This window comes from Acinetobacter sp. 1566109, from assembly GCF_000582255.1.
Lineage (GTDB): Bacteria > Pseudomonadota > Gammaproteobacteria > Pseudomonadales > Moraxellaceae > Acinetobacter > Acinetobacter nosocomialis.
Map to the genome: position 1 here is coordinate 1 of NZ_JEYB01000049.1, position 24,979 is coordinate 24,979.

Sequence of the window (24,979 nt, forward strand, 5' to 3'; positions counted from 1 at the left end):
AAAGTTTAGAAGAAATTAAAGAATTTATTTGAAAAATAATTTTTATTATTTAAAGTAAGTTTTTTTGGTAAGAAAGGATATTATTTTATATATTTTAATAAATCCTCTTAAGTTTTTATTTTGGAAATTATATGAATAGTAGCGATATGATGTTTATAATCCCTTTAAGTTATAGCGAAAGGGAGAAAGAAATCTTTTTTCTTAAAGATCTTTTAAATAAGTTTGATAAAGATAGTTTAATTGGTTGTAATGTTTTTGTTAGTAATAATATTTATAATCTAGAGGTTATTTTAGCTTTAAACTTTGAAAATGAAATAGAAGAATTTAAATTTTGGATTAAAGAGAGGTACTCATCAAAAGCTAATATTATGCAGTTAAAATATTGTTTTAGTGATTATTTTTTTCATATTCAAAATAAGGGTTACAATGCTTTTTCTCTAACTGATGCTAAAAGTGTAGATGTTTTTTTTACAGATATAGGTAATGATATGTTTTTATTTCATTCGAAACAGGTTATGAATAAAATTTTACCACCTATTGATGACTACTTAAGAAATGCAACTATTTTTCTATCTCATTCCTCTTTAGATAAAGATAAGGTTGATAGTGTATATAATTATTTGAATTCAAAGGATATCAGGGCTTGGTATGATAAATATGAAATTGATTTTGGCGAAAGTATAACTGATAAAATTAATAAAGGTTTAGATAATAGTAACTTGGGATTGATTTTTTTGTCGAAGAATTTTTTAAAAGCAGAGTCAGGGTGGACGCTAAATGAGATGAATTTCTTTTTCTCAAGAAGAATGAGAGATACTCAAAAAAAATTTATTGTAATTAATTTAGATTTGAAACAATCTGAGTTGCCTCCACTTTTACAGGATTATAAATATATGGACTTTAATAGCATAAGTTTTTATCAAGATCTTTATAATACTTTAAAGCGTTTAGATTTTTAGAATTTAGGTATTTTACTTCTCTAAAGTTAATATAAGATTAACTTTAGAGAGGCTTTAGATTTATAATTCTAGGTAGGATGGTTATTATCATATAATTTGTTTGCGATAATAATAAATATATGTTCCGTGAAATCCTAAAAATGTTTGAGACGAGCCCGTAGTTAAACTCTCAAAAATAAAACCCCACTACTATTAGGAGGGTTCTAATTTATTTAAATCGACTAAACAGTTTAGCCCTGTAATATATTGACATTAGCAGCAGTAAATAAGTTACGTAACTAAGCCAATAAATTTAAACGGTTTACTTTGAGGTCAGCATAATCTGCCATGACCATTACACCATCAAAGAAGGTATTGTTAAGTACGCAAAGCATTACAAGCTCAGATTCTTTACTTAAACCATTTTCTAAAGCTCTGGCAAAAAGAAGAACAGTACAATAGCTCCAAAAATTCCGCTTAAGATCAGCCAGTCTTTTTTACGCATATCTGCAAGGCGAATCACCGAAAGATAAATACTGCTGAAAAAAACCAAAACAAAAACCAGCAAAACTAGCGGATTATTGAAGAAGAATTTGCTGATGCCAAATAGCATGAAAATAATGGTACTCGAAATCCAATACAGCAGAGCCAAAATAAATTTGTTCACTGATAAATTACGAACAGAACGATCTAAACGAGGCAGAGTTACAGCTAGTATAATCAGCCCAGCAAAACCACCTAGAATAGAGATAACCATAAAGAACAGGCCGCTCATATCTGGTTTGGTCTTTATATGAGGATATAGTTTCCATAGGCCATAACCGAATGACATCAAAAGGGTGTGGCAAAGAACAAGATAACCATCTATACGATAAAAATTTTTAATTGAAGAGGTATTCATTATGATGACTGCGGATTTATTTTTAATATTATTAAAAAACCCCACTAATCTATAGAGGGGTTCTCATTAATTTACAACTAATAAAGGCTTAGCCCTGCAACACGCTCACATCAGCCACAGCAGTAAACAAGTTACGCAACTGAGCCAATAAACGTAAACGGTTTGCTTTCAGGTTAGCATCATCTGCCATTACCATTACGCCATCAAAGAATGCATCAATCGGCGCGCGAAGTGCTGCAAGCTTAGAAAGAGCAGCAGTGTAGTCTTTTGCTGCAAGTAATGGTTCAACTACAGGTGTCACTGCTTGAAGCTCAGCAAATAATGCCTTTTCAGCATTTTCAACCAAGTTCGCTTCAACAACAGAACCTTCTGGTGCTGCTTCTTTTGCAAGAATGTTAGCCACACGTTTATTTGCAGCAGCAAGTGCAGCAGCTTCAGGTAATGTGCGGAAGTGGTTAACAGCATTTACGCGCTTGTCAAAATCAAGTGGAGATTTTGGTGCAAGTGCTTGAACGGCTTGAAGTACATCAACAGCAACGCCTTGGTCTTCGTACTTGGCACGATAACGACCTTCCAAGAATGCAACAGCATCAGCACGAGTCTTGTCGTGGTCTTTAACGATATCGCCATAGCCTTGAAGCGCAAGATTCACTAGCTCTTCAATCGTTACATCTAATTCATTTTCAATGATTAAACGTAAGATACCAATTGCTGAACGACGAAGAGCAAATGGGTCTTTAGAGCCTGTTGGCGCTTGTCCAATACCGAAAATACCAACCAGCGTATCTAAACGGTCAGCAAGGGCAATGGTTGTACCTGTTTTAGTTTTAGGTAAAACATCACCCGCAAATTTTGGTAAATATTGTTCACCTAAAGCTTCAGAAACTTCAGTGTTTTCACCTTCAATACGTGCGTAGTAAGTACCCGCAATACCTTGAAGTTCTGGGAACTCACCTACAAGTTCAGAAGTTAAGTCACATTTAGCAAGTAATGCAGCTTTTTCAGCATCGGCTGGGTTTGCACCAGTGATTGGAGATAATGCAACTGCAAGTTTTGCAATACGTGTTGATTTGTCCCAAAGCGTACCAAGTTGTGCTTGGAATACCATGTTTGCTAGTTTTTCTTTACGAGATGCAAGCGGTTGCTTTTGATCTTGTAAGAAGAAGAATTCAGCATCAGACAAACGAGGACGAACAACTTTTTCGTTACCTTCAATAATTTGAGTCGGGTCTTTAGACTCAATGTTTGAAACAGTAATGAAGTAAGGTTGTAATTTACCTTCCGCATTGATCAAACAGAAATATTTCTGGTTGTCTTGCATTGTCGTAATAAGTGCTTCTTGAGGAACAGCTAAGTAGCGTTCTTCAAAAGTTGCCCGTAAAGCTACAGGCCATTCAACGAGACTTGTTACTTCATCAAGTAAGTCAGCTGGAACAATTGCAGTCGCGTTAACTTCATCAGCTAACTTTTTCACTTGTTCTTGTATGTTTGCCTGACGCTTTTCAAAGTTCGCAACGACGTAAGCTTTTTCTAAAGCCTCTAAGTAATCATTTGCATGCGCTAAAGTTACAGCGTCAGGTGCATGGAAACGGTGACCATAAGTCACATTGCCAGCTTTGTGATCTTGAATAGTCGCGTCAACAATTTGGTTATCTTTGAGTAAGACAACCCATTTCACTGGACGTACAAATTCGGTACGGCTTGCAGCAGAACGCATGCGCTTAGCAATTGGTAAATTATCTAACGCTGTTTGTAAAATCTGTGGAAGTAAAGCGTCAAGGCTTTGTCCTTTCACATCTTTTAAATAGCAAACTTTTTCAACTTTACCTGCTTGGAATGTAGAAAGCTGATCAACAGTAATGCCTTGTCCACGCATAAAGCCTTTAAGTGCTTTAGTCGGTTTGCCTTCTGCATCGTAAGCTGCTTGAACAGCCGGGCCGTCAAAACGTTTTTGTGTATCCGCTTGCGCAGCATCTACATCTACAATTTTAAGCGCTAAACGACGTGGAGCGGCATAAGCTTCAATAGATGCGAAGTTTAAACCTGCTTCATTTAAGCCTTTTACAGTTTCTGCTTGTAGTGCATCACGTAATGTTTTTAAGCTTTTTGGTGGAAGCTCTTCACAGCCAAGTTCGAATAAAACAGTATGTTTGCTCATTAGTTTTTCTCCGCCTTTGCTGCTTCACTTTCAGCTTGTGCTTTTAGCTGTGCCAATACTTCATCACGTAAATGCGGTTCTGCCATTGGGAAGCCAAGTTCTGCACGCGCTTGTACATAACTTTGTGCAATTGCGCGTGCCAAAGTACGTACACGTAAAATGTAACGCTGACGCTCAGTCACAGAAATTGCACCACGTGCATCAAGCAAGTTAAAGGTATGAGACGCTTTAACAACTTGCTCATAAGCTGGAAGTGGAAGTTTAGCTTCCATTAAACGGTTTGCTTCTGACTCGTAGAAATCAAACAGTTCAAATAGTTTGTCAACTGGAGCGTATTCAAAGTTATAAGTCGATTGCTCAACTTCATTTTGATGGAATACGTCGCCGTAAGTTACCGTGCCGAATTGGCCTTTCGTCCAAACAAGGTCATATACCGAATCAACACCCTGTAGGTACATCGCAAGACGTTCTAAACCGTAAGTGATTTCGCCTGTTACTGGGTAACATTCAACACCACCGACTTGTTGGAAGTAAGTGAACTGAGTTACTTCCATACCGTTAAGCCAAACTTCCCAACCTAGGCCCCAAGCCCCAAGAGTTGGAGATTCCCAGTTGTCTTCTACGAAACGGATATCGTGAGTAAGCGTATCAATCCCGATTGCTTTTAAAGAATCGAGATACAGCTGCTGGATGTTGTCTGGGTTTGGCTTAAGTACCACTTGGAATTGGTAGTAATGTTGCAAACGGTTCGGGTTTTCACCGTAGCGGCCATCTTTTGGACGACGTGAAGGTTGAACGTATGCCGCGTTCCAAGTCTCTGGCCCTAAAGCACGTAAGAATGTTGCGGTGTGGAATGTTCCAGCGCCCATTTCCATGTCGTAAGGTTGTAGTACGACGCAGCCTTGTTCGGCCCAATAGTTTTGTAGGGCAAGAATTAAGCCCTGAAATGTATCAATGTGCGAGATGGCGCGACTCATGTAGCATCCACGAATTTATGAGAAAAATTGCCCCTAAGTATAAGGATTTTGTAGGGGAGTGGCAAAGGCTTAATCAAATGAATACGTGATTAGCCTATTTGTTTTCGGCTTAGCCATTTCAAGCTTAACCAGTAGCAAAAGCCCGTAAATAAAATCATGAGATAAAAACTGTAAATCTTATAAATATTCCACCAAGGAGACGGGAATGACCCGACAAAAAACAAATGTGCAATAGGGCTAATTAAAATCCAGATCGCAGTTCCGCTGATGAAAATACTCATCAGATTTAAACGACTTTTACGGGCCAGAAAATAGGAAATGATATATGCGAAAGGAATAACTAGAAGGCCATAAAAAAGTAAATAAAATAAGAAATGGGCTAGTAAAATAACTCCAATCGAATAAAGGTTAAACTCAGCATTTAATGTCATGACCCCTAAGACAGATAAACTCAGCAATGGTAGGGGTGCAAGCGCAAGTGCATGAATAATCGTTTTTTTGTTATATTGAAGCATATTAAAAATTATAGAACTGAGAAGAAGTTATGTTGAAATTTTGCTGCAAACTTATTGTTTTCTCCAGCCTTTTCTGTAGCCCGTGGCTTTACGCGCAAACCGAAACTGATGAGCAAGATGAATACAATCAATGTGTAGACCAGACCATTAAAGAAATGAAGCTTGAAAGCATTAATAATATGGTCGTGTATAGCTGTTCTGAACAAGCTAAAAAGACTTATGAAGAAAAAATTGTTGCTCTGATTGATCAAATTCGTGCACAAAGCGAAGAATACAAACAGCCAGAACGTTACCAAGATATTTTAAAATCTCAGCGACTCTGGAAAGCCTATGTAGATCAGGAATGTAATAATGCAGGTTCATATATCGGCTCACCGATGTATTCATATTGCCCAATGCAAGAGTATGAAAAGCGTGTAAAGCAGCTTGAAGAATACGTTAATTAAGACAAATTATTTTAAACGTCACCTCATGACGCTGAGCGTACTTCCCTAGATTAAATTTAAGAATGCGACATGATATTTTCTAAACGATGCCATAAATGAGTCGTTTGATATGTCTGATCGCATTCGGGAAAAACTACAAATTCTTGCTGATGCTGCTAAATATGATGTGTCTTGTTCATCAAGTGGCAGTGACCGTAAAAACAAAAATAAAGGTCTGGGGGATGCTAGTCATTCGGGTATTTGCCATAGCTATACTGAAGATGGTCGTTGTGTGTCTCTCTTAAAAATTCTGTTTAGCAATGTCTGTATTTTTGACTGCGCCTATTGTGTTTCACGTCGTTCTAATGACGTTCAACGTGCCGCATTTACGGTACAAGAGGTCGTCGATTTAACCATTAATTTTTACCGACGTAATTATATTGAAGGGTTATTTTTAAGCTCCGGCATTTTTAAATCGGCCGATTATACGATGGAGCGCATGCTCCAAGTGGTTAAAAAGTTGCGCCTTGAAGAAAACTTTAATGGTTATATTCACCTAAAAACAATTCCGGGCGCATCGCCTGAACTGATTCATGAAGCAGGTTTATATGCTGACCGGATGAGTATTAATTTAGAAATGCCGACAGAGATGGGGCTAAAAACTTTTGCGCCAGAAAAATCACATGAGGAAGTACAAAAAGATTTAGGTTTGGTTCGTGACAGACTCATTCAACTGAAAGATGAACGACAAGTTATTAAGCATGTGCCGAAATATGTACCAGCAGGGCAGACCACCCAAATGGTGGTAGGAGCGCATCAAGAGTCAGATCAAGATGTCTTGTTCATGGCAGACAAGCACTATAAAGAATTTAAACTCAAACGCGTCTATTATTCGGGTTATATCCCAATTAATACCGAAAATAATTACTTGCCTGCTGTTGGTTCTGCACCGCCGTTGCTTCGTGAAAATCGACTCTATCAAAGTGATTGGTTGATGCGTTTTTACGGTTTTGAAGTCAATGAAATTGTTAATGAAAAACACCCAAATTTGGATCTGGATGTAGACCCAAAATTAAGCTGGGCGTTAAGGCATCCCGAGCAGTTTCCAGTAGATTTAAATCGTGCAGATTATCAAATGATTTTACGTGTACCGGGTATTGGGGTGAAATCGGCCAAGAAAATTGTGCAAGCACGCCGGTTTGGCAAAATCCATACCGATTTACTTAAAAAACTCGGTGTGGCCTATCAGCGTGCAAAATTCTTTATTCGCTGTGAAGACACTCCAAAATTCCAAAAAGAATTGTCTTCAAGTTTTATTCGGCAGCAGATTTTAACGCAGGGATCTTCGAAATATGTGCAGCAACTCTCGCCACAATTAAGTCTTGGGTTTTAGCCATGTTTAATGAGGAGGTTGCTTACTATTTTGATGGTTCAATGGTTGGGCTGCTGAGCTGTGTTTTTCGTGCATTTCAATTTAAAGAATTACAGGTCAGGCTCTGTTTGAATGATGCAGCTCAACATGGTTTATTTGCCGATAAAATTGAGGTTGCAAATAATGAGCAACATGCTGAACGTGTATGGGCTGCGCTACAAAAAAAGCTTTCATCTTCTTCGTTAAAACAATTTTATTTTGCTTATTTATCCGAATCTTTAGATGCCTATCAGCATTTATTTAATTACTGTATTTATGTGTTTACTAGCCATGTTTCCATAGAAAAAGATTATTCAAATCCTAGTGTTCTGGCAATTGCACAGTGGACGAAAAAGGTCGGGCGAGAGAAGCATCGAATGGAGGCTTTTATTCGTTTTAAGAAAACTAATGATGAGCTTTTTTTAAGTCTGGTTCGTCCTGATTTTAATGTTTTACCACTCATTCAGCCGCATTTTAAACGGCGTTATCAAGATCAGCGTTGGTTGATTTATGATGAGCAACGTAAGTTTGGAATTTATTATGATTTACGGGAAATACATGAAGTTTCGCTCGAAGCCTCGGACGTTGACCGTAATTTAAAAAATGGAATGAGTCAAAGCTTTCAGCTTGAGTTAGATGAGCAAGAAGTTTTGTATGATCAGCTTTGGAAAGATTATTTTAAGAGCGTAAATATTACAGAACGCCAGAATATAAAGCTCCATGTGCAATATTTGCCGAAACGTTACTGGCGTTATTTAAATGAAAAATTGATGGAATATTAAAATTTTCAAATAGTAAGAATATATTCAACAGGTTTTCTGATAATTGAAAGATATAATTTAAATGCACTTTATGTGGCTTTGGGCGTATACTTTTGCCCGTTATAAATAACGGCATATCCCCTAAGGTGTACTGTGAGTGTTATACAGCCAGAATGGTTACAGATTTTAAAACCGAATTTTAAGGTTTTACCACTAAAAGAACGGTTGCTTTGTGGCGTTGGAGCGCTATGTGGTTTAGCAATTTCTTCCTTAATTAGCTGGTATGTTTTAGGTGGAATTAATGCATGGTACATTGCACCTATGGGAGCTTCCTCAGTTCTCTTATTTGCTGTGTCGACCAGTCCGCTGGCTCAGCCTTGGAATGTTATTGTTGGTAATACCTTAGCCGCCATTATTGGCGTAGCCTGTGCACAGTACATTCCGGATTTAACTACGGCTTTTAGTGTGGCTGTAGGGCTTGCTATATTTTTAATGATGACCACTGACTCTTTGCACCCACCGAGTGGTGCAGTTGCGATTACGGCTGTGTTGGGTGGTGTGGCTATTCACAAATTAGGTTTCTATTTTGTTTTCTATCCAGTTCTACTCAATTCATTACTTCTACTCGGTTTCGCCATCTTTTTTAATAGACTGATTGGGCGGCATTATCCAGTTACTGCACACTTAAATGAACGCAGTAAAGATCCAACGCCAACTCAAAAAGTCTCAATTCAGCCAAAAGATATTGAATATGCATTAGAGCATCACACTGAACTATTAGATATTAGTCAGTACGATTTAGAAAAAATCATTTTAGAAGCGCAAGAACATGCCAATGAACGCATGGTGAACCAATATGCCTGTCAGGATATTATGAGCCGTGATGTGATTAAACTACATGAAGATGATGATATTCATCAGGCATTAGATAAATTTAAACAAGTGAACTTGATGAGCTTACCTGTGGTCAATGCAGAAAACCATTTAGTAGGAACTTTAGCGCTATATGAAGTTGTGGAGTGGTTTAAAGGGGCAGCCGATCCAAGAAACTCATGGCAACATTATGTAAAGCAAATTATGAGTCGTCGAGTTGTTACTGTACTACCAACTCAGCCTATTCAAGATCTTGTACCTTACTTTGTTGAGAAGTCATTTAACTATATTCCTGTTGTTGAAGAGCGAAAACTGATAGGAATCATTAGCCGTGCAGATATGATCGCGGCATTACAACAGCAGTTAAATCGAAAACTATAATTTTAAGCATAAAAAAAGCTACGGTTGATTAGGGGATGCAACCGTAGCGACCAAAATAAACTAAGTGATTTAATGTATTTGTTCTTCTCGTACAGTACGAACAGGTTGTTGATAACCTTGGACTTGTTCAGGCTGTCTTTTCGGAATAACTAACCATAAAACCAAGTAGACTAAAATTCCTGGGAAAGCCGCACTCATTACCGAGACCAATACGAAAATAATGCGTAATAAATTTGCGTTCCAACCAAAACGTTCAGCAATACCGCCCATTACACCGGCGATCATGCTTTGTCGGTTCGAGCGATATAAACCAGAATTGGTCATGTAGTTCTCCTCAAATATATAAATGACAAGGTTTGTTATTTCCCTTGGTTAATAGAAATATGGCGACAAAATTAACTAATTAAAGTCCGATAAAATTAAAAATAGTTAAAATATGTAAATGATTTAAATGAATGAAAGCAACATCTACTAAAATGCACCCTTTCGGGGCTAAAAGTGTTTGTAGCAGTAATGGTAGTGTTCTTAAATCATAATTTGAACAGTCACATTGCTGTTGTATGTGAATGATGTATATGTCTTTGAAGTGGTCTGGTCTTTTAATTAAACATTTAGGTTTGGCAGCCATCTTATGTATGGCGCTGAGTGCCTGTGATGCAAATCATGCCGATTCTAAGGATCACTCAGCGTTAGCAACGACTTCTAAACATGATAATAGTCTAGTTAAAAGTACGACTGCAGTTAAAACGTTGGATGATGCAGCGGGACGAACTTTTTTACCCGATGGTGCCCCAGATCAGACATCTAAAATATCTGAATCAGATCAACAATATGCAGGTCGCTATCATACCCGTATTTCATGTGAAGATAATTTTGCCGATTGTGAAACAGGTGAAGCGGAATATATTTTAAACTTATTACCTGATGGCACTGCGTATTGGAACGTTGTTCATTTTGGGCGAATCAGTAATAAAGATGGTGCAAAAAGTGCAGTCATCAATCGATTATGTCCTTCATTAAAGTGGAAAGTTGATTCTGCTGCTCATGAGTTAAAGATTCAGTGTCCAACATCAGATGTTAACTTCTACTTTAATATTATTTCGAAACAGAAATTAATCGTAAATTTAGAAAAACTGTTCTATAGCGATTATGGTAAAAATCGTGAGTTTTTAGAACAAAACTATTTTGTTCCTACAAAAGCTTATGTACTTAATAAAGAATAAAGTTATTTTAAATCAATAAAAAAGAGCGCAATATTAATTGCGCTCTTTTTTATTTTACTACTTACTTATTAACTTATTATTAGTAGTCGAAGCTAAAGTGTTCAACTGGTAATGAAGTAAGTGTACGAGAAGTCGTTACCATTGATTCTGCATGACCTTGTGCACGTGGTAATAAGCGGTCGAAGTAGAAATCAGCAACTTTAATTTTTGCTTTATAGAATTCAGGAGTTTCTTTACCGTCACCTGCTTCTAATTTTTCAGAAGCAACTACGGCTTGTTGAGCCCAGAAATAAGCCATCATGACATAGCCTGAGAACATCAAGAAATCTACAGAAGCAGAAGATACGATGTCACGGTCTTTACGTGCAGCAAGCATGATACGAACAGTTAAAGTGTTCCATTGAGCACAAAGCTTTGTTAAATCCCAAGCGAAACGACGTAAGTATTTATTACGTGCATGTGTTGCACAGAATTTTAAGATTTCAGCAGTGTATTCACGCACTACTTTACCTTTTGAGCTTAACAACACTTTACGACCAATCAAGTCGAGTGCCTGAACACCAGTTGTTCCTTCGTATAAAGTAGAAATACGAGCATCACGTACGATTTGCTCCATACCCCATTCTTTGATGTAGCCATGACCACCATACACTTGCATACCGTGGTTAGCAGCTTCTAGGCCAAGCTCAGTCAAGAACCCTTTCAAAATTGGTGTATAGAAACCAAGTTTGTCATCATAATCTTCAAATGCAGCTTGGTCACCGCGCGTCAAAGCGTCTGTCATTTTGTCAGCAAGCTGTGCTGCGTAATAGATCATTGAACGACCGCCTTCAGCGATCGCTTTTTGTGTTAATAACATACGACGTACATCAGCATGGTGAATAATCGCATCAGCCACTTTATCTGGATCTTTTTTACCAGAAAGGGCACGCATAGACATACGTTCTTTGGCATAAGGTAGAGCACCTTGGAAAGATAACTCAGCATGTGCAATACCTTGAACCGCAGTACCAATACGCGCAGTGTTCATAAAAGTAAACATCGCATGTAAGCCTTTGTTTACTTCACCAATGAGGTAGCCTGTTGCGTTGTCAAAGTTCAACACAGCAGTTGCAGAAGCACGAATACCCATTTTATGTTCGATTGAACCACAGCTAACCGTGTTACGTTCACCTACGCCGCCATCAGCGGTTGGAATAAACTTAGGAACGATAAATAAAGAAATACCGCGTGTACCTGCTGGTGCATCTGGAAGACGTGCAAGCACGATGTGAATAATGTTCTCAGTTAAATCGTGTTCACCAGCAGAAATGAAGATTTTTGTACCAGAAATTTTATAAGTACCATCAGCTTGAGGCTCAGCTTTAGTTTTTACCTGACCTAAGTCTGTACCACATTGAGGTTCGGTTAAGCACATTGTGCCGCTCCATGTACCTTCAACAAGTTTAGGCATATAGGTTTGTTTTTGCTCATCTGTACCGAATTGCAAAATCGTATTCATACAACCTGAGCTTAAACCAGGATACATGGTAAATGACCAGTTCGCTGTACCCATCATCTCTGATTTAATCAGGTTTAAAGACATTGGAAGGCCTTGGCCACCAAATTCTTCAGGATAAGAAAGTCCTTGCCAGCCACCCATTACAAACTGGTCATAAGCTTCTTTAAAACCTTTTGGTGTTTTCACTTCGCCGTTGTCAAAATGGCAACCTTCTTCATCGCCAGATTGGTTAAGGGGAGAGAGTACGTTTTCACAATAATCTGCCGCACCTTCAAGAATCATATCTACAGTATCTGGATCTGCACTTTCACCATTTGATAAAGTTTTATAGTGAGCAGGGTAGTCTAATACTTCATTCATTAAGAAGCGGATATCGTGTAGGGGAGCTTTATATGCTGGCATGGCTTTAATCCTAATTGTAAGACATTGTGGGATTATCTGAATCGATGATTTGATTATTCACTCGCATGATAAAAATACAATGTTAATCACACCCGAAAAGAATGTCAGAAAAGCGAATTTTGTCGAAAATAAATACACTGGAAATTATATTTTCTGATAAAGTCAGGTCTTATACTTTTATGTGAAAAAACAACTAATTTTTTTATTTTTAGCAAGTTTTGTTAAAAAGATAAAGCGATAAGGTTTTAAAAAAGGTTATGCATTTAAAATATCTCAGTTTATGTTTATTTAGTTTGGGCTTGACTGCATGTGCACAACACGGCGTGCGTCCACAAGTGGCATCTGCGAATTTAGAGCAAAAGGCCATTCAAAGCGTTAATGCGATGTATGAATATCCAAGTTATGACTATCGCGGAAATTTTAAAATCACGGTTGATCCATCACAAATAAAGCAAAATGGAAAAGCTGAAAATAGTCCAAAACTTGATGCCGAATTACAAAAGAAAGTTGATCAATATTTAGGTGAGCAAAAAGTTGGTTTAAGTAAAGCTCAGAAACAGACCCTATATGCAGCTATTGCAAATGAACAAGGTGGTTTGGGGCCCTCAGCACGTTCTGAAAAAGTAAACGCCGTATTAATTAATTTATTAAATGATCTTCAGTTTAGCTATGACGGCTCAATTCATTACCGTCAAAAAATGGGTTCATTTAACCTTACTGCTAAATATGAAAAACCAACGCTATTGGTTCAGGCAAAATTGCCAATGGTGCTTGATCTGGAAAATTATAAGTTTTACGTAAATTACTTCGGTTTAATGCCGTATTTAGTCAATAAAGAAAATCAAAATAATTTGGCTTATATTGATTTTTCAAAATATAAAGACTTCTTTAAAAATGTCGATACGAAGAAGTTTATTGAATATCTTAAAGCTTCTAGTGCGGTTTCTTATCGTTTGGCTGACCCGCAAAACTTACAACGTGTATCTTTGACGGAGACTGATCGTAAGGCTGGGGCAGTTGATAAAATTCGTTTGAAAACCACCATTGAAGAGTTGCTTTTAGAAGTTGAGCTGTATGGTCAGGTCAATGATAAATATCTTCAAAAAAGTGTATTAGGTTTTGATAACCAAAAGATGGCTGAAAAAGTAGCAAAAGAGCTTGCCGCTTCTGAAGCGAAAAAAGGCGCTGTTAATAAAGAAGAACAAAAGGTTTCTTCTGATGATGCCGCTGCTGTAAGTCAGGAATTGTATAGTTTAATCAATGCACACTTTGATGGTGGCCTTTCATCAAATGATGCAGGTGAAGACAATTTAACTACGGCAGCACAAGCTCCGGCAGCAGCAGATGCATCAGTTTCTGAAGATCAAAATGGCAGTGAAGAAGCAGCTGCAGGTGGTGTACAGGATGCACAAGGTGAAGATGCTGTAACGCTTACCGAAGATCAATGTATTGAATTAAAGTCACTGAAAAAACCGGTTGCTTTAGGTGATATTAATTATTGCCAAGTTTATGGCATTGATGTGCTAGACCAGAGTGCGGCGAGTGCTGAAAAAGTTCAAACCAAGTCTCGCCGAGACACTTTAAAACAAACTTTTGAAGCTTATAACCAAAACCAGTTTATCAATGATGAAGCATTCAAAGCTTTATGGCTAAAACACAAGGCCGAGATTGAGCAAGCTTTACCTAAGCAAAGAAATCCAATCACGATTGATGTGGCTTTAGATGATAAAGGTCGTGCAGTGAACATGACCTATGATGTTGCTTATACGCCAGCCGAGTTTAAACATAGCTTTAATATTAAAGCTGATATGCAAATTTTAAATTACGGTAAAGCAACCTCAATTGATCAAAAGCAGCTTAAACAGGCCAAGTCTATAGCTGAAGCAAGTAAAGGTTCTATGCTCGAAAACTTTATTAAAGGTTTTGGAGAAAAGCTTGGACAAGGTGATGTTTTAGAGCATCCGGTAGGCACACATAGTGATGTACAAGATTTAGATGCAAATCTGGCTGTACTGGCTGATAAAACCTATGATGAAATGCATGCTTATGACAAAACTTATAAAGCAGTATTTATTGCCAAATTAACAGCTGAAAAACCGTCATATATCAAATATTACTCTGTTCAACAGCTACAAGAAATTGCAGAGGTTTATGCTTACTGGTTCTCGGAAGAAGATACCTATAACCCTCAAGGAAAAGCTTTAGAGCGTATTACTGCTTTACAGAAAAAGCATCATCTTGAACAGGATGAACAGTTTGACCATGAGTTAGGGCGTGCTGTAGATCATATTGTGATAGAGACTATGCAAGGTAAAGCAGGGCGTGAAGCTTGGCAGAAACTACAAAAGCAATATAAACAGCCAGCCCAACTGTTCTCAAAGCAGTATCAGTTAGAATTTGAAAAACAAAATGGTGTTTCTGCTGAAGAAAAGCATTTGTTATCAGAAACGGCTGATATTTTAGGAAACGTTTATGTGGCCGCGCGTAAACAACAGCTTACGGAAAAAACAATTCAGAAGTTAAAACCTGAACATAATGAATTTATTGATTATGAAATTTTCCGAGATGTTTATAAGCAAATGGTCGCTGCTAAAAAATAGTAAATGAGATAAAAAAAGAACCTACTTTAAGTAGGTTCTTTTTTTGTTTATAAGAAATCTTTTAACTCTGGTCTTACACCATTCCAGATATAAAAAGCTTCGATGGCTTGGCCTACTAACATACCAAAACCTTCTGCATAAGGCACATTACGCTGTTTCGCCTGATCAAGGAAACTAGAAGGTTTGCCATAAGCCATTTCATACGCATATTTGAACTGTAATTTTTCAGGAAGTTGTAAAGCACCACCTGAAAGACTTGCAGAAGTTGCATTAATTACAATATCAAAATCGCCGTCTAAATCATTTAGAGAAATTGCTTGTAATTGGGCTTGTGGAACTGCTGTTTTTAAGTCATCTACAAGTTGTTCTGCACGAGCGAGGGTTCGGTTGGCAATAACAATCTTTTTAGCGCCAGCCTGTACCAGTGGGTAAATGACACCACGAGTTGCACCACCAGCTCCTAAAATTAAAATAGTTGTATTTTCTAAGTTCCAATCTAAAGCTTGTATTGCAGCGACTAGGCCTTGGCCATCTGTATTGTCACCATGCAATTTGCCATTTTCCATCCACAAGGTATTTACAGCTTTAGCAATTTGGGCACGCTCGGTTAAAACATCACATAAAGCAAAAGCTTGCTCTTTAAAGGGAACAGTAACATTCATGCCACTGCCGCCTTCTGCAAAGAAACTGCGCATGCTTGACTCAAAACCATCTAGAGGAGCGAGACGTTTTTGATAGTTTAGATCAACACCTGTTTTTTGAGCGAAAGCATGATGCAATTCAGGCGAGCGTGATTGTTCGATCGGGTTGCCAATTACTGCAAACTGTTTGGTCATTCTTGTATCCAAAATTTTAAAATGGCATAAAGCAGATAAAGCCTGTGCTGAATATTCAGCAGGCCTCACTATAAGTCAAAATAACACAAGAAAAAATATTTGAATGAAGGAAGGGAAATTGAAATCAAAAAAGGAGATTCTTTAGGGTGGAAGCCAAAGAATCCCCAAAACAAAAAATTAAGCGACTTTTTCTTTTAAACCTAACCAATCACGAGGTTTTAAGTAATAGTCAGTTAAACGCTTCTCTGGAGAGTCTTCATCCCATTCAGGACGATAAGACCATGCAGCTAAATTAGGTAGGCTGACTAAAATAGACTCGATACGGCCACCTGTTTGTAATCCAAACAACGTACCACGGTCATAAACCAAGTTATATTCAACATATCTACCGCGGCGATAAAGCTGAAATTCTCGTTGAGCTTCGGTATAAGGCTGTTCACGGTGTTTTTCGAAAATTGGCAAAATGGCATTTAAATAACCATTGCCTACAGCTTGAATATATTTAAAGCAAGTTTCGAAATCCCAGCAATTTAAATCATCAAAAAATAAGCCACCCACACCACGCTGTTCATCACGATGCTTTAAATAAAAGTAATCATCACACCATTGCTTATGTTCAGCATAAACATTGTCACCAAAAGGTTTACATAGGTCGTAAGCAGCTTGATGCCAATTTAAAACATCTTGGTCATCTGGATAAAATGGCGTTAAATCAAAACCACCACCAAACCACCAAATGGGCTCTTGTCCTTCACGTTCTGCAACGAATAAACGGACATTTGCATGAGAGGTCGGAATATTTGGGTTTTTAGGATGAATAACTAAAGAAACACCTAGTGCCTGAGCTTTAGCCCCTGCAATTTGAGGGTGACGTTCTGTAGCAGACGCAGGAAGTTTACTAATGTTGATGTGAGAAAACATCACACCACCTTTTTCGATCACTGTACCATTTTGCAGCACACGTGAACGACCGCCGCCGCCTTCAGGGCGTTCCCAATCATCAATAATAAATTCTGCCGTACCACCGCCAGCTTTTTCTTGTTGTTCTAAACCAGCACAAATACGGGCTTGTAAATCGAGGAGAAATTCGCGGACACGTTGAATATCTGTGGAAGTCGGATGTTGCATAATGACCCTCAAAGATGATTGATATAAATTAAATACATCAAAACATAAAACCATAAAAAAAGTAAGGGATTTTTTCTAAATCTTGAAAAAATCCCTTAAATATTGTTTTTAAATTTTGGAATTGGAATCAAAAATCATCTTTTTGATAAAGGTGATCCATTCTTTCACGTTTGGTTTTTAAATATTGTTCATTAAAAGGATTGCGGCCGACAGTTAACGGTACACGATCTACGACATTAATACCCTGATCTTTGAGTGCCTGAATTTTCAAAGGATTATTGGTAATTAACTTCACTTCTTTTACTTTTAAGTGATCGAGCATAATGCTACACATATCGTAACGGCGTGCATCGGCAGGTAAATTCAATAGTAAATTGGCATCTACTGTATCGTGACCCTGATCTTGCAAAGCATAGGCACGAATTTTATTGGTTAAACCAATTCCACGACCTTCTTGGCGTAAATATAAAATTACACCTTGTCCTGCTTCATTGATGAGTTTTTGAGTGGCTTGTAATTGTGGGCCACAATCACATTTTAATGACGCAAAAGCATCACCTGTTAAGCATTCAGAATGTACACGAACCAAAACAGGGCCTGTTGGCGGATTTTCTAACCCTTTAGAAAGTGCCACATGTTCTTCACCTGTAACGGGATCTTGAAACACAGAAATATTGAATTCACCAAAAGCGGTCGGGAGTTTTGATGTTGCAATGAACTCTATAGGCACAGATTAACTCATCTTTTAACCGAAAACGGTTTAAAGTATAGCGTAATGCTGGGAGATTGGTCGAATTGTCATAATCATTTTGCACACTAAGGTTTTCTTTTTTGTATAAAGAAGACGATAATAGTTGATAAATAGTCAGATTATTCAGGATAATCTGCCAACCATACCCATAATGTATGAGAGACTGCTTTGCATGATCTCGTTCGCAAATGTGGCTGATTGAAGGTGACTTCATTCGATTGTATGATCGACCCATTTTGACCCAGCTTAGGATTTGCCAGGCTTATAAAGGCTTTGCCACATATGTTGTATACCGAAATTCCAACTCAACGCCCTGTTACGCCATTGTTAGATGCAATTGATCATCCTCAACAATTACGTCAGCTCGAGCATAGCCAACTGGTTCAAGTGGCTGATGAGTTGCGTCAATATATTTTATATGCAGCAGGCCAGAGTGGTGGCCATTTCGGTGCTAACCTCGGCGTGGTTGAGCTGACGGTTGCGCTGCATTATTGTTTTAATACACCAAATGACCGGTTAGTTTGGGATGTAGGACATCAAGCATATCCACATAAAATCCTGACTGGTCGCCGTGAACAAATTACAACTATCCGTTCAAAAAATGGATTAGCAGCTTTCCCTGCCAGAGAAGAATCAGTTTTTGATACCTTTGGGGTAGGGCATTCGTCAACAGCGATTTCAGCTGGCCTAGGTATGTCACTTGCACGCCGTTATCAAAATGACCCATGTGAAGTTGTTTGTATTGTAGGTGATGGTGCAATGACTGCAGGCATGGCATTTGAGGCTATGAATGATGCGGTTGCACATGATGCTGACTTGATTGTTGTACTCAATGACAATGACATGTCCATTTCTTGCAGTACTGGTGGCTTCGCTAAGCATTTAGCTGCAATTTGGGAAAAAGGTCATTTAGTCAATGTAAATGAACATGGTGAAGCTTATATCCAGCCACATCCAAAATGGACCTATAACTCTCGATTACACCAATCGGCAACCGATGCTGCAGATAACCTATTTAAAGCAATTGGTTTTGATTATTTTGGACCATTTGATGGGCACGATGTCAATCAGTTGGTTCAAGTGTTCAATGCGCTTAAAAAGCGTAAAGGTCCACGTTTAGTTCACGTTTATACTAAAAAAGGCAAAGGCTTTGCTCCTGCTGAAGCTGACCCGATTACTTACCATGCGATTAGTAAAATTAATGCCACTTCAGGCGGGAAAGCCCCACCAAAGTATTCGGATGTTTTTGGTGAATGGTTATGCGATGAAGCTGCTCAAGATGAGCGGTTGCTTGCGATCACGCCTGCTATGTGTGAAGGCTCGGGCATGGTTAAGTTTGCCAAGCAATTCCCACAACGTTTCTTTGATGTCGCAATTGCAGAGCAGCACGCCGTAACACTTGCAGCTGGTATGGCTTTTGGAGGGGTAAAACCTGTTGTTGCAATTTATTCGACATTCTTGCAGCGTGGTTATGATCAACTTATTCATGATGTTGCATTGCAAAACCTTGATGTAACTTTCGGTATCGATCGTGCCGGTCTAGTCGGTGAAGATGGCCCAACACACGCAGGCGCATATGACTATGCCTATATGCGTACTGTACCGAATATGGTGATTATGGCACCAAAAGACGAAAATGAATGCCGTCAAATGCTTCATACAGCCTATGCCTATAATGGTCCTGCCGCAGTACGTTACCCACGTGGTGCAGGTGTTGGTGTTGAAATTCAAAAAGAAATGACTGTTCTTGAATTAGGTAAAGCTGAAATTGTTGCAGAAATTAAACCAATTAGTGATGAGCAAATTACAGTTCTAGCATTTGGTAGCCGTGTCATGGTTGCTATAGAAGCTGCCGAGCAACTTGCACAAAAACACGATGTTGGTGTGCGTGTTGTAAATATGCGCTTTGTAAAACCGCTTGATGAGCAAATGATTCGAGACTTGGCTGAACATACTCATTTATTCGTGACAGTTGAAGAACATGCGATTATGGGCGGCGCGGGTAGTGCAGTGAATGAGTTTATGGCACAAGAGCAAATTGTTAAACCTATCATTAACTTAGGTTTGCCAGACTCATTCTTGCATCAGGCTTCACATAATCAAATGCTGCAAGATTGTGGTTTAGATGCGAAAGGTATTTTGAACTCAATTGAGAGAGCTTGGCTTAAGCAAAATCAGGTCGTTTAATCCGTTAATAAAATTTTTGAAACATTTTTTCCCATAAAGCGCATTCATTTGCTAAAATGTATGCGCTTTTATGCATTATTCTTTGTCAAAATCTTCAAATTTGTATTGTAGTGGGTGTTCAATGGAACCTATGGTGGTGATGGCTGCGCGTGCGGCTCAAACAGTTGGTCAAGAGCTTTTAAAAGCGCATCAAAATCGTCATAAACTCGATTTGCAAGTTGAAGAAAAAGGCATTGATGGTCCTGTAACACGTGTAGATCGTTATTTAGAACAATTAACGATTGATACATTACGTAAAAGTTATAAAAACCATAGCTTCTTAGGTGAAGAGTTCGGTTTGCAAGAAGGCAAAGGCCATGATGCAGACTGGTGCTGGGTCATTGACCCACTTGATGGCACGCAAAACTTTATTAATGGTTTCCCTCATTTCTGTATTTCTATTGCAGTTCAACACAAAGGTGTTACTCAGCACGGCGTAATTTATGACCCTGTACGTGACGAATTGTTCTCTGCAAGTCGCGGTCGTGGTGCGGTGATGAACCAACGCCGTATTCGTGTAAATGTAAAAGATAGCTTAGAAAATACGTTCTTGGCAGTAGGCCATCCTTATCGTGCTAAACGTGCTGGTGAAATCGTATCTTATGCAGAGCAGCACTTTGCTTCATTATTAGCTGTTACTCAAGCGGGTGCTCAAATCCGTCGTGGTGGTTCAGCTGCTCTAGATTTAGCTTATGTTGCTGCTGGTCGTTTCGATGGTTTCTTTGAACTTGGTTTAAAACCATGGGATATCGCTGCTGGTGAACTTATTATTAAAGAAGCAGGCGGTGTAGTGGTTGATGCTCGTGGTGGAAATGATTCACTTGAAAATGGTCAAGTGCTTGCTTGTTCACTTAAAATGCTAAAACCATTAATGCAAACAGTAGTTCCTGCTTGGGATAAAGCTGCAAAATAATTGAGAAACGCTTTGTGAGTTAAAACCCTCTTTTTATAGAGGGTTTTAATTTTTTAATGATCGGTAAAATAGAAATAATAATAGAAATAACGATAAAGTTGATTAAAACACATGACTTTTAAATTCTTTCTGCTATAATCCGCCCACGCACTTAAATTTCCGTTCATTACCTGAACATTCTGTTCTATTCATTGTAAGCGCACGCTGTCCATAGAGAGGACCATTTCTTGCGCCCCGATCGCTCAGCGATTCTTCAGGTTCGGCCGTAATCAAGCGTGCGTTTAATCCACATCGTCGTTACTCGGATTGCCGCTGAATAATAAGGTTCAGCTAATTTTGCTTTGCCGCTTTGTGCCGATGTCTATTTTGTACTTATTAAAAATGGAGCACCCATTAGGGTGAAACTCTCTATGAGCAAAACTTTTGCCGAATTTTCTTTGCATGAAACCTTACAACAAGCGCTTGAAGGTTTAGGTTTTACTACCCCGACTCCTGTGCAAGAACAATCTATTCCTGCAGCTTTAGAAGGTAAAGACCTTTTAGTTTCTAGCCAGACTGGTTCTGGTAAAACTGCTGCATTCTTGTTGCCGACATTAAATAACTTGGCAGGTCAAGAAACTTTCGTTCCGTTCAAAGAACGCATGAAAGCTGTAACTCAACCAAATATTTTGGTAATTTCTCCTACTCGTGAATTAGCACAACAAGTAAGCCAAGATGCAATCGCATTTGTACGTCACATGAAAGGTGTTCGTATTGCTGCCATTATGGGTGGTATGCCGTTTGCTAAACAAATTCAACAGTTAAAAGGCGCGCAAGTTGTTGTTGCAACTCCAGGTCGTTTACTTGACTTGGTAAACCGTCGTCAAATTAAATTAGATCAAGTAGATGCTTTAATCGTTGATGAAGCGGACCGTATGCTTGACCTAGGTTTCTCTGAAGACTTAGAGGCAATCAGCGAATTAGCGGCTAACCGTAAACAAACATTAATGTTCTCTGCAACATTTGCTGATCGTATTATTCGTCTTGCAGCATGCATGATGAAAGATCCAATGCGTATTGCAATTGAAACAGGTCATTCAACCAATACAGATATTACGCAAACATTGCATTGGACTGATGGTTTTGAGCATAAGAAAAAATTACTTACACATTGGTTAAGTGATGAAAACTTAGATCAAGCTGTAGTTTTTGCAAGCACTCAAGAAGACACTGATATGTTGGCTGAAGAGCTTGCTGAAGCAGGTCATTCAGTTGTTGCACTTCACGGTGCAATGCCACAAACAGTTCGTAACCGTCGTTTACGTAGTATCCGTGAAGGTCGTGCAAAAATCTTAGTTGCAACTGACGTTGCTGCTCGTGGTCTTGACGTTCCAACAATTTCACACGTAATTAACTTCGGCTTACCGATGAAGCATGAAGACTACGTACACCGTATTGGTCGTACAGGTCGTGCGGGTCGTACAGGTCAGGCAATTACTTTAGCGACTTATCGTGAGCGCGGTAAGATTCGTGCACTTGAAGAATATTTAGAAGCACGTTTAAGTGTTTCTGAAATTGAAGGTTTAGAGCCATCTCCACCTCCTGCTCGTTCAGGTCGTGATGGCGGTGGTCGCGGTCGTGGCGGCAACGGTGGTCGTGATGGTCGTCGTGGTGGCGGTTTCGGCGGTGGTCGTCGTTTTGAAGGCGAAAGTAACTTCAAACGCCGTGAAGGTGGTCGTGATGACCGTCCGCGTCGTAGCTTTGATGATAAACCACGTGGTGATCGCCCATTCGGTGGTGAAGATCGTCCGCGTCGCGAGTTCAACTCTGACCGTCCACGTCGTGAAGGTGGTTTTGAAGATCGTCCAAAACGTAGCTTCGGTGGTGAAGATCGTCCGCGTCGTGAGTTCAACTCTGACCGTCCACGTCGTGAAGGTGGTTTTGAAGATCGTCCAAAACGTAGCTTTGGTGGTGAAGATCGTCCACGTCGTGAGTTCAACTCTGATCGCCCTCGTCGTGAAGGTGGTTTTAACGATAAGCCTCGTTTTGATTCAAATGATGACAACCGTGGTAATCGCGTAGATTATAAACCTCGTCGTGAAAACGGTTTTGGTGACCGTCCACAACGTAGTTTTGGTGGCGAAGATCGTCCACGTCGTGAAGGTGGTTTCGGTGATCGTCCAAAACGTAGTTTTGGTGGTGAAGACCGTCCACGTCGCGCAGTTCGTGAAGAACATTTTAATCAAGAATCTCGTGGTGAACGTCGTCGTAAATTCGACCGTTAATCTTAAAAAGATTTAAAAAAAGGCCAGTTAACATACTGGCCTTTTTTATTTTTCAGTTTTGTTATAAAATAACAAAGTGTGAAATAGTTCAACATTTATTGTAATAATGTGTAAAAGTAAGCGAAAAGAGACTCCTTTGGCATGGTTGAGTAAATTATTACTTCAACATGGTTTGCCATACCTTTTTATTGCACTCGCTTTGTGTAATGGAATCTATTTTGCCTATGCTTTATTAACTGGCCATTTCGTAGATCAGTTTCAAGTTCTCAATCAGTAAATTTCTTTTCAAAATCTAGCTCATATTGATGAATGAGCTTGTTTCGCTTTTGTCAAAATTACAACAAGATTCTCAAAATTCAATGTTATAGTATGCGGGCATAAAAGTGCAGGAATGATTGCCATTATGAATAATAAAACTCCTCTCTCGACTCAGTCACTCATTGAAGTGAAAAATTTGAGTTTTAATCGAGGGGAACGCGTCATTTATGACAATATTAGTTTAAATATACGTCGAGGCCAGATTACGGCCATCATGGGACCATCTGGTACAGGTAAAACGACTTTATTACGTCTGATTGGTGGGCAGCTTGTTCCCGATCATGGTGAAGTTTTGCTTGATGGTAAAGATATTGCTCAAATGTCACGTCAGGAATTGTTTGCAGCGCGTGCACGTATGGGAATGCTATTCCAAAGTGGTGCTTTATTTACCGATATGTCGGTGTATGAAAATGTCGCTTTTCCAATTCGTGCGCATACTAAGCTTTCTGAAAATCTGATTGCTGAACTGGTCGCTTTAAAGCTTGAGTCTGTTGGCCTGCGTGGAACAGAACAGCTTATGCCTACTGAGCTATCGGGTGGTATGAATCGACGAGTTGCTTTAGCTCGTGCAATTGCGCTTGATCCAGATTTAATTATGTATGACGAACCTTTTGCAGGGCAGGACCCGATTGTAAAAGGTGTTTTAACACGTCTCATACGCTCATTACGAGAAGCTTTGGATTTAACCACCATTATTGTTTCGCATGATGTTCCTGAAACCCTATCTATTGCCGATTACATTTATGTTGTGGCAGAAGGAAAAATTCAAGGGGAAGGAACACCAGAAGAATTGCAAAAATATGCTTCTCCATTTGTAAAACAGTTCTTAACTGGTTCTGCAGAAGGTCCGGTTGAGTACCAGTTTAGCCACCAAGCTTATTTAGATAACGAGGTTCGTCCATGAATACGATTGCCTGGTTAGGTAGACTCGTTATTGAGCGGATTCGAGGGATTGGTGTTGCGGCACTGATGCTCTTACAAATTATTTTTTCATTACCTTCAGCAGGCGGTTTTGGACGTTTCGTCTATCAAATGCATCGTGTAGGGGTAATGTCTTTACTTATTATCACGGTATCAGGTTTATTTATTGGTCTGGTACTCGGATTGCAAGGCTACTCAATATTGGTCAATGTTGGTAGTGAATCAATGCTAGGCACTATGGTGTCTTTAACCTTACTGCGTGAGCTTGCACCAGTTGTTGCTGCTTTACTATTTGCTGGACGAGCAGGTTCTGCATTAACTGCTGAAATTGGTTCAATGAAACAAAGTGAACAGCTTGCCAGTATGGAAATGATTGGTGTTGACCCTTTAAAGCAAATCGTATCACCACGTCTTTGGGCTGGCATAGTCAGTTTGCCAATGTTAACTGTTATCTTTGCTGCGATTGGTATCGTTGGCGGTAAATTGGTTGGTGTTGACTTTCTTGGCGTTGATGAAGGCTCCTTCTGGAGTGGTATGCAAAATAATGTTCAATTTG

General features: G+C 39.0%; 21 protein-coding genes and 1 pseudogene. 12 read left to right on the top strand and 10 right to left on the bottom strand.

Annotated features, from left to right (window positions below; all coding sequences use genetic code 11):
- Nucleotides 1-131: 131 nt before the first annotated feature.
- Nucleotides 132-959 carry a toll/interleukin-1 receptor domain-containing protein gene (locus J582_RS20205; protein ID WP_031983652.1) on the top strand — a complete coding sequence of 276 codons (828 nt, stop codon included), beginning with the start codon at nucleotides 132-134 and terminating at the stop codon, nucleotides 957-959.
- A gap of 278 nt (nucleotides 960-1,237) precedes the next feature.
- On the opposite strand, the pseudogene J582_RS27600 reads toward J582_RS20205, so the two are convergent.
- From J582_RS27600 to J582_RS20220, 5 genes and pseudogenes are all read right to left on the bottom strand, one after another.
- Nucleotides 1,238-1,312, bottom strand: a pseudogene (locus J582_RS27600) (hypothetical protein); the annotation flags it as partial.
- Between the two features lie 53 nt (nucleotides 1,313-1,365).
- Nucleotides 1,366-1,839, bottom strand: coding sequence for a hypothetical protein (locus J582_RS0105070; RefSeq protein ID WP_032048471.1), 474 nt, complete (start codon nucleotides 1,837-1,839; stop codon nucleotides 1,366-1,368).
- A gap of 88 nt (nucleotides 1,840-1,927) precedes the next feature.
- Nucleotides 1,928-3,997, bottom strand: coding sequence for a glycine--tRNA ligase subunit beta (glyS, locus tag J582_RS20210; protein ID WP_031982362.1), 2,070 nt, complete (start codon nucleotides 3,995-3,997; stop codon nucleotides 1,928-1,930).
- Nucleotides 3,997-4,974, bottom strand: a complete 978-nt coding sequence (glyQ, locus tag J582_RS20215) for a glycine--tRNA ligase subunit alpha (RefSeq protein ID WP_000085212.1) — start codon at nucleotides 4,972-4,974, stop codon at nucleotides 3,997-3,999. The genes glyS and glyQ overlap by 1 nt, the downstream gene beginning before the upstream one ends.
- A gap of 89 nt (nucleotides 4,975-5,063) precedes the next feature.
- Nucleotides 5,064-5,489, bottom strand: a complete 426-nt coding sequence (locus tag J582_RS20220; RefSeq protein WP_032048472.1) for a hypothetical protein — start codon at nucleotides 5,487-5,489, stop codon at nucleotides 5,064-5,066.
- A 29-nt stretch (nucleotides 5,490-5,518) separates the two neighbouring features.
- Between J582_RS20220 and J582_RS20225 the strand changes: the two genes are divergently transcribed.
- The 4 genes from J582_RS20225 (at nucleotide 5,519) to J582_RS20240 (ending at nucleotide 9,340) form a co-directional block, all read left to right on the top strand.
- Nucleotides 5,519-5,935: a lysozyme inhibitor LprI family protein gene (locus J582_RS20225; RefSeq protein WP_002052267.1), complete on the top strand. Its 417-nt coding sequence runs from the start codon at nucleotides 5,519-5,521 to the stop codon at nucleotides 5,933-5,935.
- Nucleotides 5,936-6,044: 109 nt separating this feature from the next.
- Nucleotides 6,045-7,307, top strand: a complete 1,263-nt coding sequence (locus J582_RS20230) for a putative DNA modification/repair radical SAM protein (RefSeq protein WP_031982359.1) — start codon at nucleotides 6,045-6,047, stop codon at nucleotides 7,305-7,307.
- Between the two features lie 2 nt (nucleotides 7,308-7,309).
- On the top strand, nucleotides 7,310-8,107 hold the full coding sequence (locus J582_RS20235) for a TIGR03915 family putative DNA repair protein (RefSeq protein ID WP_032048473.1): 798 nt from the start codon (nucleotides 7,310-7,312) through the stop codon (nucleotides 8,105-8,107).
- A 132-nt stretch (nucleotides 8,108-8,239) separates the two neighbouring features.
- Nucleotides 8,240-9,340 (top strand): HPP family protein, encoded by a 1,101-nt coding sequence (locus J582_RS20240; protein WP_032048475.1) that lies wholly within the window; start codon nucleotides 8,240-8,242, stop codon nucleotides 9,338-9,340.
- A 69-nt stretch (nucleotides 9,341-9,409) separates the two neighbouring features.
- Here the strand turns inward: J582_RS20240 and J582_RS20245 are convergent, their stop codons facing one another.
- Nucleotides 9,410-9,664, bottom strand: coding sequence for a PspC domain-containing protein (locus J582_RS20245; protein WP_002052345.1), 255 nt, complete (start codon nucleotides 9,662-9,664; stop codon nucleotides 9,410-9,412).
- A 251-nt stretch (nucleotides 9,665-9,915) separates the two neighbouring features.
- On the opposite strand from J582_RS20245, the gene J582_RS20250 reads away from it, so the two are divergent.
- A complete protein-coding gene (locus J582_RS20250; RefSeq protein ID WP_016803860.1) occupies nucleotides 9,916-10,563 on the top strand; it encodes a hypothetical protein in 648 nt (215 codons plus the stop codon).
- A gap of 79 nt (nucleotides 10,564-10,642) precedes the next feature.
- On the opposite strand, the gene J582_RS20255 is transcribed toward J582_RS20250, so the two are convergent.
- Nucleotides 10,643-12,466 carry an acyl-CoA dehydrogenase C-terminal domain-containing protein gene (locus tag J582_RS20255; RefSeq protein ID WP_004884612.1) on the bottom strand — a complete coding sequence of 608 codons (1,824 nt, stop codon included), beginning with the start codon at nucleotides 12,464-12,466 and terminating at the stop codon, nucleotides 10,643-10,645.
- A 257-nt stretch (nucleotides 12,467-12,723) separates the two neighbouring features.
- Here J582_RS20255 and J582_RS20260 point away from each other — a divergent pair, with 257 nt between their 5' ends.
- Entirely contained in the window at nucleotides 12,724-15,066 is a 2,343-nt protein-coding gene (locus J582_RS20260) for a hypothetical protein (protein ID WP_031982355.1), read from the top strand.
- A gap of 47 nt (nucleotides 15,067-15,113) precedes the next feature.
- Here the strand turns inward: J582_RS20260 and aroE are convergent, their stop codons facing one another.
- The 3 genes from aroE to ribA all read right to left on the bottom strand — a co-directional run bounded on the left by aroE (nucleotide 15,114) and on the right by ribA (nucleotide 17,760).
- On the bottom strand, nucleotides 15,114-15,902 hold the full coding sequence (aroE, locus tag J582_RS20265; RefSeq protein ID WP_031982353.1) for a shikimate dehydrogenase: 789 nt from the start codon (nucleotides 15,900-15,902) through the stop codon (nucleotides 15,114-15,116).
- Between the two features lie 177 nt (nucleotides 15,903-16,079).
- Nucleotides 16,080-17,030: an oxygen-dependent coproporphyrinogen oxidase gene (gene hemF, locus J582_RS20270; protein WP_031982352.1), complete on the bottom strand. Its 951-nt coding sequence runs from the start codon at nucleotides 17,028-17,030 to the stop codon at nucleotides 16,080-16,082.
- Between the two features lie 127 nt (nucleotides 17,031-17,157).
- Nucleotides 17,158-17,760 (bottom strand): GTP cyclohydrolase II, encoded by a 603-nt coding sequence (gene ribA, locus J582_RS20275; RefSeq protein ID WP_001121174.1) that lies wholly within the window; start codon nucleotides 17,758-17,760, stop codon nucleotides 17,158-17,160.
- 303 nt (nucleotides 17,761-18,063) lie between these two features.
- On the opposite strand from ribA, the gene dxs reads away from it, so the two are divergent.
- From dxs to J582_RS20305, 5 genes are all read left to right on the top strand, one after another.
- Nucleotides 18,064-19,968, top strand: coding sequence for a 1-deoxy-D-xylulose-5-phosphate synthase (dxs, locus tag J582_RS20280; RefSeq protein ID WP_032048476.1), 1,905 nt, complete (start codon nucleotides 18,064-18,066; stop codon nucleotides 19,966-19,968).
- A gap of 121 nt (nucleotides 19,969-20,089) precedes the next feature.
- Complete coding sequence (locus J582_RS20285; RefSeq protein WP_002052337.1) at nucleotides 20,090-20,920, top strand: inositol monophosphatase family protein; 831 nt, start codon at nucleotides 20,090-20,092, stop codon at nucleotides 20,918-20,920.
- Between the two features lie 410 nt (nucleotides 20,921-21,330).
- Nucleotides 21,331-23,184: a DEAD/DEAH box helicase gene (locus tag J582_RS20290; RefSeq protein WP_016804170.1), complete on the top strand. Its 1,854-nt coding sequence runs from the start codon at nucleotides 21,331-21,333 to the stop codon at nucleotides 23,182-23,184.
- Nucleotides 23,185-23,587: 403 nt separating this feature from the next.
- Nucleotides 23,588-24,406 carry an ABC transporter ATP-binding protein gene (locus J582_RS20300; protein ID WP_004711782.1) on the top strand — a complete coding sequence of 273 codons (819 nt, stop codon included), beginning with the start codon at nucleotides 23,588-23,590 and terminating at the stop codon, nucleotides 24,404-24,406.
- Nucleotides 24,403-24,979, top strand: a 577-nt coding sequence (locus J582_RS20305; protein WP_050674850.1) for an ABC transporter permease, incomplete at its 3' end; no start/stop codon positions are given. The genes J582_RS20300 and J582_RS20305, both read left to right, overlap by 4 nt.